The organism is Pseudomonas sp. B2021 (assembly GCF_018135665.1).
Classification (GTDB): domain Bacteria; phylum Pseudomonadota; class Gammaproteobacteria; order Pseudomonadales; family Pseudomonadaceae; genus Aquipseudomonas; species Aquipseudomonas lactis.
The window spans coordinates 253003-266218 of record NZ_SMOF01000001.1; the positions used below are offsets into that span (position 1 = coordinate 253003).

Sequence of the window (13216 nt, forward strand, 5' to 3'; positions counted from 1 at the left end):
ATAAAAAAGGAACGGTGCAAAACCGCGTCAGTCACTACTTAAGCAACTCGATTTCCCAGGTGCCGTGCCTGGGGTTTTGCTCAAACGAGCCGGGGACCGCTCTGGCCACTTTGAATAAGGAGTTTTGACTGATGAGTACCAAGAAGCCAGCCACCCCGCCCAAGAGTGAACTTGCGGGTACCGATACCCTGGACCGTGGCAACACCAACGCCAAGTTGCAGGCCCTGGAAGAATTCCGCTCTGACGCGACTGGCCAGGCCCTGCGCACCAACCAAGGCGTGAAGATTTCCGATAACCAGAACAGCTTGAAAGTCGGCGCGCGCGGCCCGTCGCTGCTCGAAGACTTCATCATGCGTGAAAAGATCACGCACTTCGACCATGAGCGCATCCCGGAGCGCATCGTGCATGCCCGTGGTACGGGCGCCCATGGCTATTTCCAGAGTTACGGCGACCATTCGACGCTGACCAAGGCAGGTTTCCTGCGCACGCCTGAGCATAAAACCCCAGTATTCGCGCGTTTTTCCACGGTGCAGGGCCCGCGTGGTTCCGGCGACACCGTGCGTGATGTGCGCGGTTTTGCCGTGAAGTTCTTCACCGAGGAAGGCAACTTCGACCTGGTGGGCAACAACATGCCGGTGTTCTTCATCCAGGATGCGATCAAATTTCCTGACTTCGTCCACGCGGTGAAACCCGAGCCTCATAACGAGATTCCTACCGGCGGTTCGGCCCACGATACCTTCTGGGACTTTGTCTCGCTGCAACCGGAATCCGCGCACATGGTGATCTGGGCCATGTCCGACCGCGCCATTCCAAAAAGCCTGCGCGCCATGCAGGGCTTTGGGGTACATACCTTCCGGTTGATCAATACCGAAGGTAAGTCCAGCTTCGTGAAATTCCACTGGCGTCCAAAAGTCGGCACCTGCTCCCTGGTATGGGACGAAGCGCAAAAGCTGGCCGGTAAAGATACGGACTACCACCGTCGTGACCTGTGGGAGGCGATTGAAAGCGGCGATTACCCCGAGTGGGAGCTGGGCGTGCAGATCGTGGCCGAAGAAGACGAGCACACGTTTGATTTCGACTTGCTCGACCCGACCAAGATCATTCCAGAAGAACTGGTACCGATCACGCCGCTGGGCAAAATGGTGCTCAACCGTAACCCCGACAACTTCTTCGCTGAAGTCGAGCAGGTTGCGTTTTGCCCGGGTCACATCGTGCCGGGCATCGACTTCACCAACGACCCGTTGCTGCAAGGCCGTCTGTTTTCCTACACCGATACCCAGATCAGCCGACTGGGTGGGCCGAATTTTCATGAGATTCCAATCAACCGGCCTGTCGTGCCTTTCCATAACGGCCAGCGCGACGCTCAGCATCGCACCGTGATTGATAAGGGTCGTGCGTCCTACGAACCAAACTCCATTGATGGGGGTTGGCCGAAAGAAACCCCTGCTGGTCCTACCGATGGTGGTTTTGAGTCCTACTACGAGCGCGTCGATGCCAACAAGGTGCGTGAGCGCAGCGAATCCTTCGGTGACCATTTCTCCCAGGCGACGCTGTTCTACAACAGCATGAGCCACCACGAGAAAGAGCACATTATCGCGGCCTACAGCTTTGAGCTGGGCAAGGTGGAGCGCGAGTTCATCCGTGCGCGCCAGGTCAACGAGATCCTGGCCAATATCGACCTGCAGCTGGCCAAGCGCGTTGCGCAGAATTTGGGCTTGCCGGCGCCGACCAAGGGCACGGTGCCTGCCCGTGAAACGTCGCTGAAAGAATCGCCAGCCTTGAGCCAGGTGAATTTACTATCGGGCGATATTAAAACGCGCAAAGTGGCGATTCTGGCAGCCAACGGCGTTGATGGTGCGGCCATTGACGCGCTAAAAGCCGCGCTGGAAGCTGAAGGCGCCCATGCCAAGTTGCTGGGGCCTACTTCGGCGCCTGTGACCACTGCGCAGGGCAAGACGCTGCCGGTCGACGCCTCGATGGAAGGCATGCCGTCCATTGCCTTCGACGCAGTGTTTATCCCGGGTGGCAAAGAGTCCGTGAAGGCGCTGAGCGGTGATGGTGTGGCGTTGCATTATGTACTGGAAGCCTACAAACACCTGAAGGCGATTGCGGTAGCCAGTGATGTGAAGCCGTTGCTGGACCTGCTGAAGCTGGAAGCGGATGCGGGGTTAATCGTGGGCGCGGATGCCAAGGCGTTCAAAGCGTTTTTTGCGGCGATTGCCCAGCATCGGGTGTGGGAGCGTGAGCCGAAATCCAAGGCGATTCCGGCTTAACTTATCGGTTGTTTGTTAGATCGTCATCGCAGGCAAGCCAGCTCCCACACCGTTCAAATGTGGGAGGTGGCTTGCCTGCGATGCTTTTAGTCCGCCTTGCGCGGAATCAGCACAACCTGCGCCGGAATGTGTTTCAGGATTTGCCGGTGAATCTTCAGGTCATATCCCGAATCAATCCGCTTCACCCGCTTGGTCAGTAACGTGGCCAGCCACGGGTAATCCTGGGTGCGTGGCACCTGGATGCTGACATCGCACTGATAATTCACCACGTCGGTGGCGATCGCGTCCAACTGATGACGCATGTCTTCGACATCCGCGAGGTTCAGCGCCACGGTGGTGCTCGGTGCTGCCGGGTCGATGACCTTGGCGGCAGGCTTGGCTTCAGCGGCTTTCAACGCGGCTTCTGCCTGGTCCAATTCGGCTTTGCGTGCATGGCTGATGGCGCTGTTGACGCCACCAGTCAGCGCAGGGGCCTTGGGCATCAAGGCGCGGGCACGGCTCAGGGCCGTGGCGGCCGCGTTGACATCGCCCTTTTGCAACACGATCTGGCTGCGCTGCAAGTAGGCTTCGGCCAATTGACGCTGGTAGGCCTCAAGTGCCGGGTCATTGGGCGATTGGGCCTGCAGTGCGGCCAACTGGTCTTCGGCGGTGGCCAATTCGCTGCTGGCCAGGTTTTGTTCCAGCTGCGCGATGGCCGCAGCCCGCGGATCCGGAGCCTGGGGGGCAGCGGGCGGCGTACTTTGGCAGGCGCCCAGCAGCAGTGAAAATGCGGCAAGGAGCAGATAACGGGAGGTGAACGGCTTCATTCCTGCGACTCTCTATTTGCGCAAAAAGCGAGCAAGTCTACACCCCTCGACGGGGCAGGACAAAACTCAGCAGAAACAGGGCGGCCGCCGTAACCACAATCGACGGCCCGGCCGGTGTGTCCTTGAACCAGGACAGCGCCAGGCCACCACACACTGCAAGCATCCCCAGGAGGCTGGCGCCAATCGCCATCTGCTCCGGAGAGCGAGCGTGACGTTGGGCGGCGGCGGCTGGAATGATCAGCAGCGACGTGATCAACAATACGCCGACAATCTTCATCGCGACAGCAATCACCACGGCGATGAGCAACATCAGCGCCATACGCAGGCCTGCGACGGGCAAGCCCTCTACCTTGGCCAATTCTTCATGCACGGTGATCGCCAGCAACGGGCGCCACAGGGTCACCAGCAACACCAGCACCGCAGCGCTGCCGCCGAGTATCCAGGCCAGGTCGGTCGGGCTGATTGCCAGCAGGTCACCAAACAGGTAGGCCATCAGGTCGATGCGCACTTCATGCATGAAGCTCAGCACCACCAGGCCCAGGGACAAGGTACTGGGCGCAAGGATGCCCAGCAGTGTGTCGGAAGCCAGTGGCTGGCGTTGCTGCAGGGTCACCAGCAGCACCGCTAGCAGCAGGCAGCCGACGGTCACGGCGATGGCCGGGCTTACATCCAGCAGAAAGCCCATGGCCACGCCCAGCAAGGCGGCATGGGACAAGGTGTCGCCGAAATAGGCCATGCGCCGCCAGACCACAAACGAGCCCAATGGGCCCGCCACCAGAGCCAAAGCCAAGCCTGCCAGCAGGGCGTAGAGCAGAAAATCAGCCATGCTTGCAGCTATCTCCATGAACGTGGGGGGTATCGACGACGGCGCCATGCAGGTCATGGGCGTGGTCGTGGTGGTGATGATAGATAGCCAGGCTCTGGGCGTTCTTGCCGAACAGCTCCACGAACGCCGGGTCGCCACTGACCTGTTCCGGGTGGCCCGAGCAGCACACGTGGCGGTTGAGGCAGACCACTTGGTCGGTGGTGCTCATGACCAAGTGCAAGTCGTGGGAGACCATCAGCACGCCGCAACCATGGCGGTCGCGCAGGCGGGTGATCAGGCTGTACAGCTCGGCCTGGCCAGCGACATCGACACCTTGCACGGGCTCATCGAGTACCAGCAACTCGGGCTCGCGCAGCAAGGCGCGGGCCAGCAGCACGCGCTGCATTTCGCCGCCGGAGATGCTTTGCACCGGGTTGTCGATGACGTGTTCGGCGCCGACTTCCTTAAGCGCAGCCTGGGCGCGGGCGCGGTCTACGCCGGGCACCAGGCGCAGAAAGCGCAAGACGGAGAGCGGCAACGTCGGGTCTACATGCAGCTTTTGCGGCATATAGCCCACGCGCAGCTTGGGCTTGCGCCAAACCGTGCCGCTGTGGGGCTTGAGCAGCCCGAGCACGGCGCGCACCAGGGTGGTCTTGCCAGCGCCGTTGGGGCCGATCAAAGTGACGATTTGCCCCGGCTCCACGCTCAGTGCGATGTTTTCCAGCACGTTTTGCCCGGCGAACGTGACCCCGACCTGCTCCAGGCGGATTAACGCATTGCTCATCAAACCCCCTGGCAGCCTGCGCACAGGCCGACCACTTCGACCGTTTGCCCCTCGACCTTGAAGCCGACGTCGGCAGCGCTTTTGACAATGGCGTCGCTGATGCTTTTTTGCTCAAGCTCGATGGCGGCGTGGCACTCGCGGCAGATCAGGAACTGGCCCTGATGCGCGTGCTCCGGGTGGTTGCAACCGACAAAGGCGTTGAGCGAGGCGATACGGTGCACCAGGCCATTTTCCAGCAGGAAATCCAGTGCACGGTAAACGGTAGGCGGTGCGGCGCGGCGGCCGTCCTGCTCGCTGAGGACGCCAAGAATATCGTAAGCGCCCAAAGGCTTATGGCTCTGCCACACCAGCTCCAGCACCCGGCGACGCAAGGCGGTCAGGCGCAAGCCTTTCTTTGCGCACAGGGTGTCGGCCTCTGACAATGCGGTGTGCACGCAGTGAGAGTGGTCGTGGGGACGGCTGGCAAGCGGTGTTTTAGGCATGAGCGGCGACAGATATTTGATAGAGACGTTATTATGTTACCCGTTCCTACGCCATCGAGTGGTCATCGTGTCCCGACTTTTTCCCGTTTTTGTCGTATTTGTCACCAGTTTGTTCGTTGCGGGTGCCGCTCAGGCCGAGGTCAAGGTGCTGACGAGCATCAAGCCGTTGCAGCTGATTGCCGCTGCCGTGCAGGACGGGGTGGCTGTTCCAGAGGTATTGCTGCCGCCAGGGGCGTCGCCGCACAACTTCGCTTTGCGCCCATCCGACGTACGGCGTGTGCAGTCGGTGGACCTGCTGTACTGGATCGGGCCCGACATGGAAACGTTTTTGCCGCGTGTGCTTAAAGGCCGTACGGCGCCAACGGTGGCCGTGCAGGATCTGCCAGGCATGAAACTGCGCATCTTCGGCGAAGATAGCCATTCTCATGCCGACGAAGCCGACGAACATGACCACGATCACCGCCCAGGCAGCGTCGATGCGCACCTGTGGCTGTCGACCGTCAATGCGCGCGTGATCGCCGCACGGATGGCGGCCGACCTCAGCGCCGCCGACCCGGCCAATGCCGAGCGTTATCAGAGCAATGCCAAAGCCTTCGAAGAACGCCTGAACGCGCTGGATGCGCGCCTGAAGCAGCGTTTGGCGGGCGTGGATGGCAAACCTTACTTCGTGTTCCACGAAGCCTTTGATTACTTCGAGGAGGCGTACGGCTTGAAGCATGCGGGCGTGTTCAGCGTGGCCGCCGAAGTGCAGCCGGGCGCGCAGCACGTAGCGGCGATGCGCGCGCGTTTGCAGGAAGTGGGCAAGACTTGCGTGTTCAGCGAGCCGCCGTTGCGACCTCGCTTGGCCGAAACCCTGGTAGCCGGGTTGCCGGTGAAGTTGGCGGAGTTGGATGCGTTGGGTGGCTATACCCCGGCGACGGCCCAGGGTTATGAGCAGGTGCTGGAAAAACTCGGCAATGACCTCGCCGGTTGCCTGGAGTCGCTCTAACAGGTAACACAAAACCCTGTGGGAGTGGGCTTGCCCCAATGCCAGTCAGTTAAGCGGTCATCGCCTACTGTAGGAGCGAGCTTGCTCGCGAAAAACGTCAACGATAACGCGTGCTCGCTGAATGAACGCGGCGCCCGTAAGTTTTTCGCGAGAAAGCTCGCTCCTACAAAAAACCTTAACTGACTGGCATTAGGGCTTGCCCGCGATAGCCATAGGTATCTACACAACTTTGTAGGCTGTAGCAGCCGACGGTAACCACGATGCGACGCGAGACGCTCTTGATCTTGATCTGCTTTTGATCTTAGGCGACCCCCAAATCACTGGCGGATTACGGGCACACCGAGCCTGGGCGAGGTGCCGAGTGGTGGGGCAAGAGCGTTTTGCTTACTTTGGCCTGGGCCGGCATCCCGGCTTTTGCAAAGTGAGCCGCCGTCAGGGCGGAACCCTAAGTGGCCGTTACCGCAGGAATGGATATGTACACGGTCCAACTGTGTTGACTGTCAAGCCGTCTTCGCAGGCAAGCCAGCTCCCACAGTTGGATCGCGGTGCGTCAGTTAGATCAGCGTCGGCTGCCAGGCCGTCGCGGGAGCAAGCTCCCTCGCCACAGGTTTAGCGTCGTACCGAAGTTGTGTAGATACCTATGCTGCGATGAGGCCATCGGCCCCACTGAAACTCTAAAGAATCACCGCCCCAATCAACCCACACACCACCCCCACCAGCATGGTCAACCCGGCCACCGTCACCAGCACCCGCGCATCGAAATCCTTGCGCAGCATCAACAGCGACGGCAGGCTCACGCTCGGCAGGGTCATCAGCAAGGCCACGGCCGGGCCGGTGCCCATGCCCAGGGCCATCATGGTTTGTACGATGGGAATCTCTGCCGCTGTCGGAATCACAAACAGCGTGCCCACAATCGCCAGCGGCACCAGCCACACCAGGCTGTCGGCCATCGCCCCGTCCACATGAGGGAACAGCCAAACCCGTGCCGCGCCGAGGATCAGCACCGCCAGGATATACACCGGGATAGTGCTCCAGAACAGCTGCCACAGCGTGCGTAACCAGCGGCTCAGGAACGGTTGCGACTCCACTGTGCTGACGTCGGCAACGGCTTCCAGTGCGGCTTCCGGCACGTGGTCCGGGCGCGCAATACGCTGTGCCACCAGGGACACGCCCACCACCAGCACAATCCCCGCCACCAGCCGCAACGCGGTGAAACCCCAGCCCAGCACAAAGCCCATGAACACCAGGGTGGCCGGGTTCAATACCGGGTTGGCAATCCAGAACGCCAGCGCCGCGCCGACCGACACCTGCTGGCGGCGCATGCCCGCCGCCACCGGGGCCGCGCAGCAACTGCACATCATCCCCGGCAGGGCGAACAGCCCACCGCGCAGGGTCGAGCCCAGCCCGGCGCGGCCAAACAGGCGCAGCAGCCAGTCGCGGGGGATCAACACTTGCAGTAACGAGCCGAGGATCACCGCCAGTACGGCGGCTTTCCAGATGGCCAGGAAATACACCTGGGCATAGGCGAGAGCTGCCTCCAGGGGCGAGCTTTGCTGGTCATTGAGAATCGAGGCGCCAATGCTGTGGTTATCGGCCGCTACAAACGCCTTGAGGTAGTAGGGCGACCACTTCACATAGTAGAGGCCGATGCAGGCCACCAACAGAAATAGGGCAGGTTTGCACCAGAACGCCCAGCCGCGGCTGGGCTGGGTGGAAGCGAGGTTGGGCATGGAGAGGATCCGCAGGTGAGTCGATAGCCTGGCATCATACGCCCCTGCGGCCCAAGCTTCAGATATCTGCGCTGACCTGGGTCGGGTCCGGGCAGTTTTCCCCGCCGTTATTCAGCCCTTGCTTGTAGTTGCGGCTGAGCAGCGAAGCCTTGCCGTTGTGCCAGGTCAATGTCAGCACGTACAGGGAGTCGTAGTCATTGCCAGACCAATCATCGGTAATGGTGTGTTTTTCGCCAGCGGCTTCGCTGGCGACTTTGTTGATCAGTTCCGGCAAGTAACCGTGGGACCAGGCCGTGTAGATGGTCGCGTTGCGGTACTTGTCCTCGACCAGTTCTTCGGCCAGGGCACTGGTGTCATTCGCTGAGAACTCGATATTCACCGGCAGGCCGAGCTTGATCGCGCTGGGGCTGATGGTGATCAGTGGGCGAATGTAGCTGTAGGAGTTATCCAGTTCGCCTTCCTCGACGTTGCGTGTCGGGTTGGCAGCGAACACATAGTTGGCTTTGCCGAACTTTTCCGGCAACAGGGTCGCCAGGTTCATGGCGCGGTTCAGGCCCTGGCAATTGAGTTGGCCCAGGCCACCGGCGGGTTTTTCACCATGGCGCAGGAATACCAGGGTTTGCACGCCATCGACCGGTTGCGCACGGCTTTCACGGGCGTCCAGGGCGGTGACGATAGCAGCGCTGACCAGCAGCAGCGGCAATACCATGTAGGAATAACGTTTGAGTCGTGGCACAAGGCGCAGAGGCTTGATCGTCATGATAGGTTCGAGTCTTCGTGCGTCGGGTTAAGGCGGACAAGCCCGGCCCCAGTGACGCATCAGCGTCCTGCGGTGTTCCCTGTCGATATAGCAAGCAGCCTCCATTCATTGTTCGGGCGCTCTTTAAGAGTGCATTCGGGCGCTTTGGTTCGCCCACGCGGGATACTAGCCGGCAAATGTTGCGCAACGATGACCCATGCACGACGGCAGGCAGATGACTATGATGGGGCTTTCCGACCAGGGGGTTCTCGATGAACGCACTCGCCGCTTTCCCGATCAATAGCAAATGGCCCGCCCAGCACCCAGAACGCCTGCAGCTGTATTCGCTACCCACGCCCAACGGCGTCAAGGTGTCGATCATGCTCGAAGAACTGGGCCTGCCTTACGAGGCGCACAAGGTCAGCTTCGACACCCAGGACCAATTGTCTCCCGAGTTCCTGTCCCTGAACCCCAACAACAAGATCCCTGCGATTATCGACCCCAACGGCCCGAGCGGGCAGCCGCTGGCACTGTTCGAATCCGGCGCGATCCTCGTTTACCTGGCGGAAAAGACCAGCCAGTTGCTCTCCGAAGACCCGGCCACCCGCTATGAAACCCTGCAATGGTTGATGTTCCAGATGGGCGGCATTGGCCCGATGTTTGGCCAACTGGGGTTCTTCAACAAATTCGCCGGCAAGGCTTATGAGGACAAGCGCCCGCGTGATCGCTACGCCGCCGAATCGCGGCGCTTGCTGGGCGTGCTGGAAAAGCGCCTGTTGGGCCGCACCTGGATCATGGGCGACGAGTACAGCATCGCCGACATTGCGACCTTTCCGTGGGTTCGCAACCTGATCGGGTTCTACGAGTCCGGTGACCTGGTAGGCATCACCGATTTCCCTAACGTACTGCGCGCGTTGGACGGCTTTGTCGCACGTCCTGCGGTGATCCGTGGCCTGAACATTCCGAGCTGAAGCATGTCGACTTTCGATTTTCAACAACTGGATGTATTCAGCAGCGTGCCGCTCAAAGGCAACCCCTTGGCCGTGGTGCTGGGGGCCGATAGCTTCACCGACCAGCAGATGGCGGACTTTGCCAATTGGACCAACCTCAGCGAAACCACGTTTTTACTGACGCCGCGCGACCCACGTGCTGACTATCGGGTAAGAATCTTCACCACCCTCAAAGAGCTGCCGTTCGCCGGGCATCCGACCTTGGGCAGTTGCCACGCCTGGTTGCAGGCTGGCGGCGTGCCACGTGGGGAGGAGATTATCCAGGAGTGCGAAATCGGCTTGGTGCGTATTCGTCGCCAGGGTGACCAACTGGCGTTTATCGCGCCGCCATTGTTGCGTGCAGGGCCCGTGGAGGCGCCGTTGCTGGAGCGCGTGCGCCTGGCTTTGAAGCTGGCGCCCGAGGCGATTGTGCGCAGCCAGTGGGTCGACAATGGTGCGGGTTGGCTGGCGGTGATGCTGGCTGATCGTGACGCGGTGCTTGCGTTGCAACCGGACTATGCGCAACTGCTGGGTCTGGCCGTAGGGGTGATCGCCCCCTGTGATCCGACGCGTGATGCGGTGGACGCGCACTTTGAAGTGCGCGCTTTTGTCGCTGGCGATGGCGCCGCCGAAGACCCGGCCACCGGCAGCTTGAATGCCGGCGTGGCCCAATGGCTGCTCGCCGAGGGCCTGGCGCCCAGCCGTTACGTGGTCAGCCAAGGCACGGCGATTGGGCGAGCGGGGCGTATTCATATCGAGCGCCAGGGCGATGAAATCTGGGTGGGCGGCGCCGTAGCGTTGTGCATCGAAGGGCGTCTACAGCTTTAGATCAATGAATTGTTACGCACCCGGCAATACACTATTGGCCCCTCGGCATTTGTGTTGCCGGGACTTGGGGGCATAAGCTTTCGCCCCAAAGTGTTCAGCCATTTTTCAGGATTGCCATGACCAGCCAGTTCCCCCAAGCCCGTCCACGTCGCCTGCGCCGCTCCCCGGAATTGCGTGGCCTGTTCCAGGAAAGCGAATTCACCCTCAACGACTTGGTACTGCCGATTTTCGTCGAAGAAGAAATCGACGACTTCGTGCCCATCACCAGCATGCCGGGTGTGTTGCGCATTCCTGAGAAAAAACTCGCCGGTGAGATCGAGCGTTACGCCCGCGCTGGCATCAAGTCGGTGATGACCTTCGGTGTGTCCCACCACCTCGACGCCAGCGGCAGCGACACCTGGAAAGAACGTGGCCTGGTTTCGCGCATGTCCTCGATCATCAAGGACGCCGTGCCGGAAATGATCGTGATGTCCGACACCTGTTTCTGCGAATACACCGACCACGGCCACTGCGGCGTGATGCACGGCGCCCATGTCGACAACGACGCGACCCTGGTCAACCTCGGCAAACAAGCCGTGGCCGCCGCCCGCGCCGGCGCCGACGTGATCGCTCCGTCCGCCGCGATGGACGGCCAGGTCCAGGCCATCCGCCGCGCCCTGGATGACGCCGGCTTCACCCACATCCCAATCATGGCCTACTCCACCAAATTCGCCTCGGCCCTCTACGGCCCCTTCCGCGAAGCCGGCGGCAGCGCGCTCAAGGGCGACCGCAAAAGCTACCAGATGAACCCAATGAACCGCCGCGAAGCCGTGCGCGAATCGCTGCTGGACGAACAGGAAGGCGCCGACGCGCTGATGGTCAAGCCAGCCGGGGCCTACCTCGACATCATCCGCGACATCCGCGAAGCCTCGCGCCTGCCGGTGGCGGCGTACCAGGTGAGCGGTGAGTACGCGATGATCAAGTTCGGCGCACAGGCCGGGGCGATTGATGAGGACCGGGTGGTGCGCGAGACGTTGGGGTCGATCAAGCGGGCGGGGGCGGATTTGATATTTACGTATTTTGCGATGGATTTGGCGTTGGCGGGGATTTAAGGGCGTCGCTGAACCTGTGGCGAGCGAGCTTGCTCGCGTGGGGCTGCCTAGCAGCCCCCGTAGCTGGTTACATCGATGTAGCTGAATGAGATCGGCGTACTGATGGATTTTATTTTTTAAGTAAATGCGTGTCGAATTTTTCCACTATATGGTGGAGCCATAACGGCCCTGATGCCCATTCATTTGGGTAGTAATAGAAACAGTACTGTTTGTGCAGCAAGTTTTCTTGGAACTCTGATTCGTTTGTGTAGGAGTCAATCAATTCTAGAATCTCATTCCTTACGGTGCAGATCACGTCTGTGGACGAGTCCATTAGAAAACTATCAATGACGTCGTCGGCGCAGGCGTGATCCTCTACCCAGTCTTGATTAAAGTAGGCGCCAAAAAATTGCTGAAGCTCAGTTAATGGTATGTTCATTTTTATATTGGGTATCCTGTAAGTAAAAGGTAGCCATTTGGCATTTTTGGTTTTTTTATTAAAACCAGAATAAATTTATATACGGGGACTGACTCTGTGCTACCTCTTATAACGCTCAATCCCACAGGGCTGCTCGAGTGTTCTCTAATGATATGCTTGTCTTTTTTTCCTTTGAGAAATTTGGATATTTCGTGATGATGTGTGGATAAGCTTTCAGTAACGAGCGCTTCTGCTTCCTCTAAAGTTTTGAATGTGGACGCTGCTGGTATATTCGGTTCCCATTCAAGCCTTTCAGCTAACTGAATATATGTCTGTCCTATATGTTTTTTGATTAAGTGCCCACCAGATTTTTCGTGTGCAACTAGTACGCCGCTGGATAATTTTTTTGTGTGGACTAAATCGAATTTTGAGCCAGGGCATACTCCAATCTTACAACTTAGTCCCAGCGGGTCTACCCAACCTGTCGGATTGGGCACGTACTGGTACCCATTGATCCCCCCCGCCAACTTCACCGGGTCCGGTGTCAGGTAGCGACCAATATCCGGATTGTAGTAGCGATGGCGGTTGTAGTGCAGGCCGCTTTCCGCATCGAAATACTGCCCTTGAAAGCGCAGTGGATTGTCGATTTTGCCTACGTCGAGCCGGGCAATATGGCCGTAGGCGCGGTAGTGGGCGGACCAGACGATTTCGCCTTCGGGGCTGGTGAGTTCCTGCGGGGTGCCGAGGTGGTCGAGTTGGTAGTGGTAGGGCGTTGTGGCGTGTGGGCCGAAGCCTTCCAGTAGCGCCAATGGGCGGAAGCTGTCGGGTTCGTAGAGGTAGCTGCGATGGCAGTCAGCATGGTGCTCGGCAATCAGCTTGTCGCCTTGCCAGAAAAACTCGGTGGTCTTGCCGTCGACGGTTTTGCTGATGCGCCGTCCAAACGGGTCGTAGCGATAGCTGGCGGTCTGGCCGTTGGGTTGGGTGATGCCGATCAGCCGATGCTGGCAGTCGTAGTGGTATTCGGTGACGAGTTGCTGGCCTTTACCGCGTCGTTCGCGGATGAGGTTGCCGAAGGCGTCGTAGTCGTAGTGGCGGTCGCCTTGGATCATCAGGCGGTTGGCCGCGACGATGTCCGGGCCGGGGCGGTCTTGCATCAGCAGGTTGCCGGCCGGGTTGTGGCCGAAGCGTTCCTGCACGTCTTGGGAGTGGTCGGCGCGGGTCAGGCGGGCGAGCGGGTCGTAGTGGTAGCGGTGCTCGCCTTTGCGGGTGTCGAGCAGGCGGGTGAGGTTGCCGGCTTTGTCGTA

General features: G+C 59.9%; 13 protein-coding genes. 5 read left to right on the forward strand and 8 right to left on the reverse strand.

The annotated features are described in order from the left end of the window. The first annotated feature begins 131 nt into the window (after nt 1-131). Nucleotides 132-2273, forward strand: coding sequence for a catalase HPII (gene katE, locus E1K68_RS01130; protein WP_169857044.1), 2142 nt, complete (start codon nt 132-134; stop codon nt 2271-2273). An 86-nt stretch (nt 2274-2359) separates the two neighbouring features. Here katE and E1K68_RS01135 read toward each other — a convergent pair whose 3' ends face one another. The 4 genes from E1K68_RS01135 to E1K68_RS01150 are packed head-to-tail and all read right to left on the reverse strand — an operon-like array spanning nt 2360 to nt 5162. Beyond that, the gene (locus E1K68_RS01135; RefSeq protein WP_014716334.1) at nt 2360-3079 is read right to left on the reverse strand and encodes a PA5502 family lipoprotein; all 720 of its coding nucleotides are present in this window, start codon (nt 3077-3079) and stop codon (nt 2360-2362) included. A gap of 37 nt (nt 3080-3116) precedes the next feature. Beyond that, nucleotides 3117-3905 carry a zinc ABC transporter permease subunit ZnuB gene (gene znuB, locus E1K68_RS01140; protein ID WP_003187359.1) on the reverse strand — a complete coding sequence of 263 codons (789 nt, stop codon included), beginning with the start codon at nt 3903-3905 and terminating at the stop codon, nt 3117-3119. Further along, nucleotides 3898-4668 (reverse strand): zinc ABC transporter ATP-binding protein ZnuC, encoded by a 771-nt coding sequence (gene znuC / locus E1K68_RS01145; RefSeq protein ID WP_003187361.1) that lies wholly within the window; start codon nt 4666-4668, stop codon nt 3898-3900. Before znuC ends, znuB begins: the two co-directional genes overlap by 8 nt. Then, complete coding sequence (locus E1K68_RS01150) at nt 4668-5162, reverse strand: Fur family transcriptional regulator (protein ID WP_169857065.1); 495 nt, start codon at nt 5160-5162, stop codon at nt 4668-4670. Before E1K68_RS01150 ends, znuC begins: the two co-directional genes overlap by 1 nt. A gap of 46 nt (nt 5163-5208) precedes the next feature. Here E1K68_RS01150 and E1K68_RS01155 point away from each other — a divergent pair, with 46 nt between their 5' ends. Further along, entirely contained in the window at nt 5209-6138 is a 930-nt protein-coding gene (locus E1K68_RS01155; protein ID WP_003187364.1) for a zinc ABC transporter substrate-binding protein, read from the forward strand. 674 nt (nt 6139-6812) lie between these two features. Here E1K68_RS01155 and E1K68_RS01160 read toward each other — a convergent pair. Further along, nucleotides 6813-7868, reverse strand: coding sequence for a permease (locus E1K68_RS01160; protein ID WP_003190307.1), 1056 nt, complete (start codon nt 7866-7868; stop codon nt 6813-6815). A 58-nt stretch (nt 7869-7926) separates the two neighbouring features. Continuing rightward, entirely contained in the window at nt 7927-8628 is a 702-nt protein-coding gene (locus E1K68_RS01165) for a histidine phosphatase family protein (RefSeq protein ID WP_102667030.1), read from the reverse strand. 251 nt (nt 8629-8879) lie between these two features. On the opposite strand from E1K68_RS01165, the gene E1K68_RS01170 reads away from it, so the two are divergent. The 3 genes from E1K68_RS01170 to hemB all read left to right on the forward strand — a co-directional run bounded on the left by E1K68_RS01170 (nt 8880) and on the right by hemB (nt 11515). Further along, nucleotides 8880-9578, forward strand: coding sequence for a glutathione S-transferase N-terminal domain-containing protein (locus E1K68_RS01170; RefSeq protein ID WP_019817512.1), 699 nt, complete (start codon nt 8880-8882; stop codon nt 9576-9578). Nucleotides 9579-9581: 3 nt separating this feature from the next. Next, complete coding sequence (locus E1K68_RS01175; RefSeq protein ID WP_014717964.1) at nt 9582-10424, forward strand: PhzF family phenazine biosynthesis protein; 843 nt, start codon at nt 9582-9584, stop codon at nt 10422-10424. A 116-nt stretch (nt 10425-10540) separates the two neighbouring features. Then, nucleotides 10541-11515, forward strand: coding sequence for a porphobilinogen synthase (gene hemB / locus E1K68_RS01180; protein ID WP_016977356.1), 975 nt, complete (start codon nt 10541-10543; stop codon nt 11513-11515). A 109-nt stretch (nt 11516-11624) separates the two neighbouring features. On the opposite strand, the gene E1K68_RS01185 is transcribed toward hemB, so the two are convergent. Both E1K68_RS01185 and E1K68_RS01190 read right to left on the reverse strand, forming a co-directional pair. Continuing rightward, on the reverse strand, nt 11625-11933 hold the full coding sequence (locus E1K68_RS01185; RefSeq protein ID WP_032900519.1) for a contact-dependent growth inhibition system immunity protein: 309 nt from the start codon (nt 11931-11933) through the stop codon (nt 11625-11627). A gap of 2 nt (nt 11934-11935) precedes the next feature. Further along, nucleotides 11936-13216, reverse strand: a 1281-nt coding sequence (locus tag E1K68_RS01190) for an RHS repeat-associated core domain-containing protein (RefSeq protein WP_212613681.1), incomplete at its 5' end; no start/stop codon positions are given.

Bases quoted from the DNA above. Each gene is read 5' to 3' on its own strand.
- E1K68_RS01185 (WP_032900519.1), bottom strand. From the start codon at position 11,933: ATGAACATACCATTAACTGAGCTTCAGCAATTTTTTGGCGCCTACTTT.
- znuC (WP_003187361.1), bottom strand. From the start codon at position 4,668: ATGAGCAATGCGTTAATCCGCCTGGAGCAGGTCGGGGTCACGTTCGCC.
- znuB (WP_003187359.1), bottom strand. From the start codon at position 3,905: ATGGCTGATTTTCTGCTCTACGCCCTGCTGGCAGGCTTGGCTTTGGCT.
- E1K68_RS01170 (WP_019817512.1), top strand. From the start codon at position 8,880: ATGAACGCACTCGCCGCTTTCCCGATCAATAGCAAATGGCCCGCCCAG.
- E1K68_RS01175 (WP_014717964.1), top strand. From the start codon at position 9,582: ATGTCGACTTTCGATTTTCAACAACTGGATGTATTCAGCAGCGTGCCG.
- katE (WP_169857044.1), top strand. From the start codon at position 132: ATGAGTACCAAGAAGCCAGCCACCCCGCCCAAGAGTGAACTTGCGGGT.
- E1K68_RS01165 (WP_102667030.1), bottom strand. From the start codon at position 8,628: ATGACGATCAAGCCTCTGCGCCTTGTGCCACGACTCAAACGTTATTCC.
- hemB (WP_016977356.1), top strand. From the start codon at position 10,541: ATGACCAGCCAGTTCCCCCAAGCCCGTCCACGTCGCCTGCGCCGCTCC.
- E1K68_RS01160 (WP_003190307.1), bottom strand. From the start codon at position 7,868: ATGCCCAACCTCGCTTCCACCCAGCCCAGCCGCGGCTGGGCGTTCTGG.
- E1K68_RS01135 (WP_014716334.1), bottom strand. From the start codon at position 3,079: ATGAAGCCGTTCACCTCCCGTTATCTGCTCCTTGCCGCATTTTCACTG.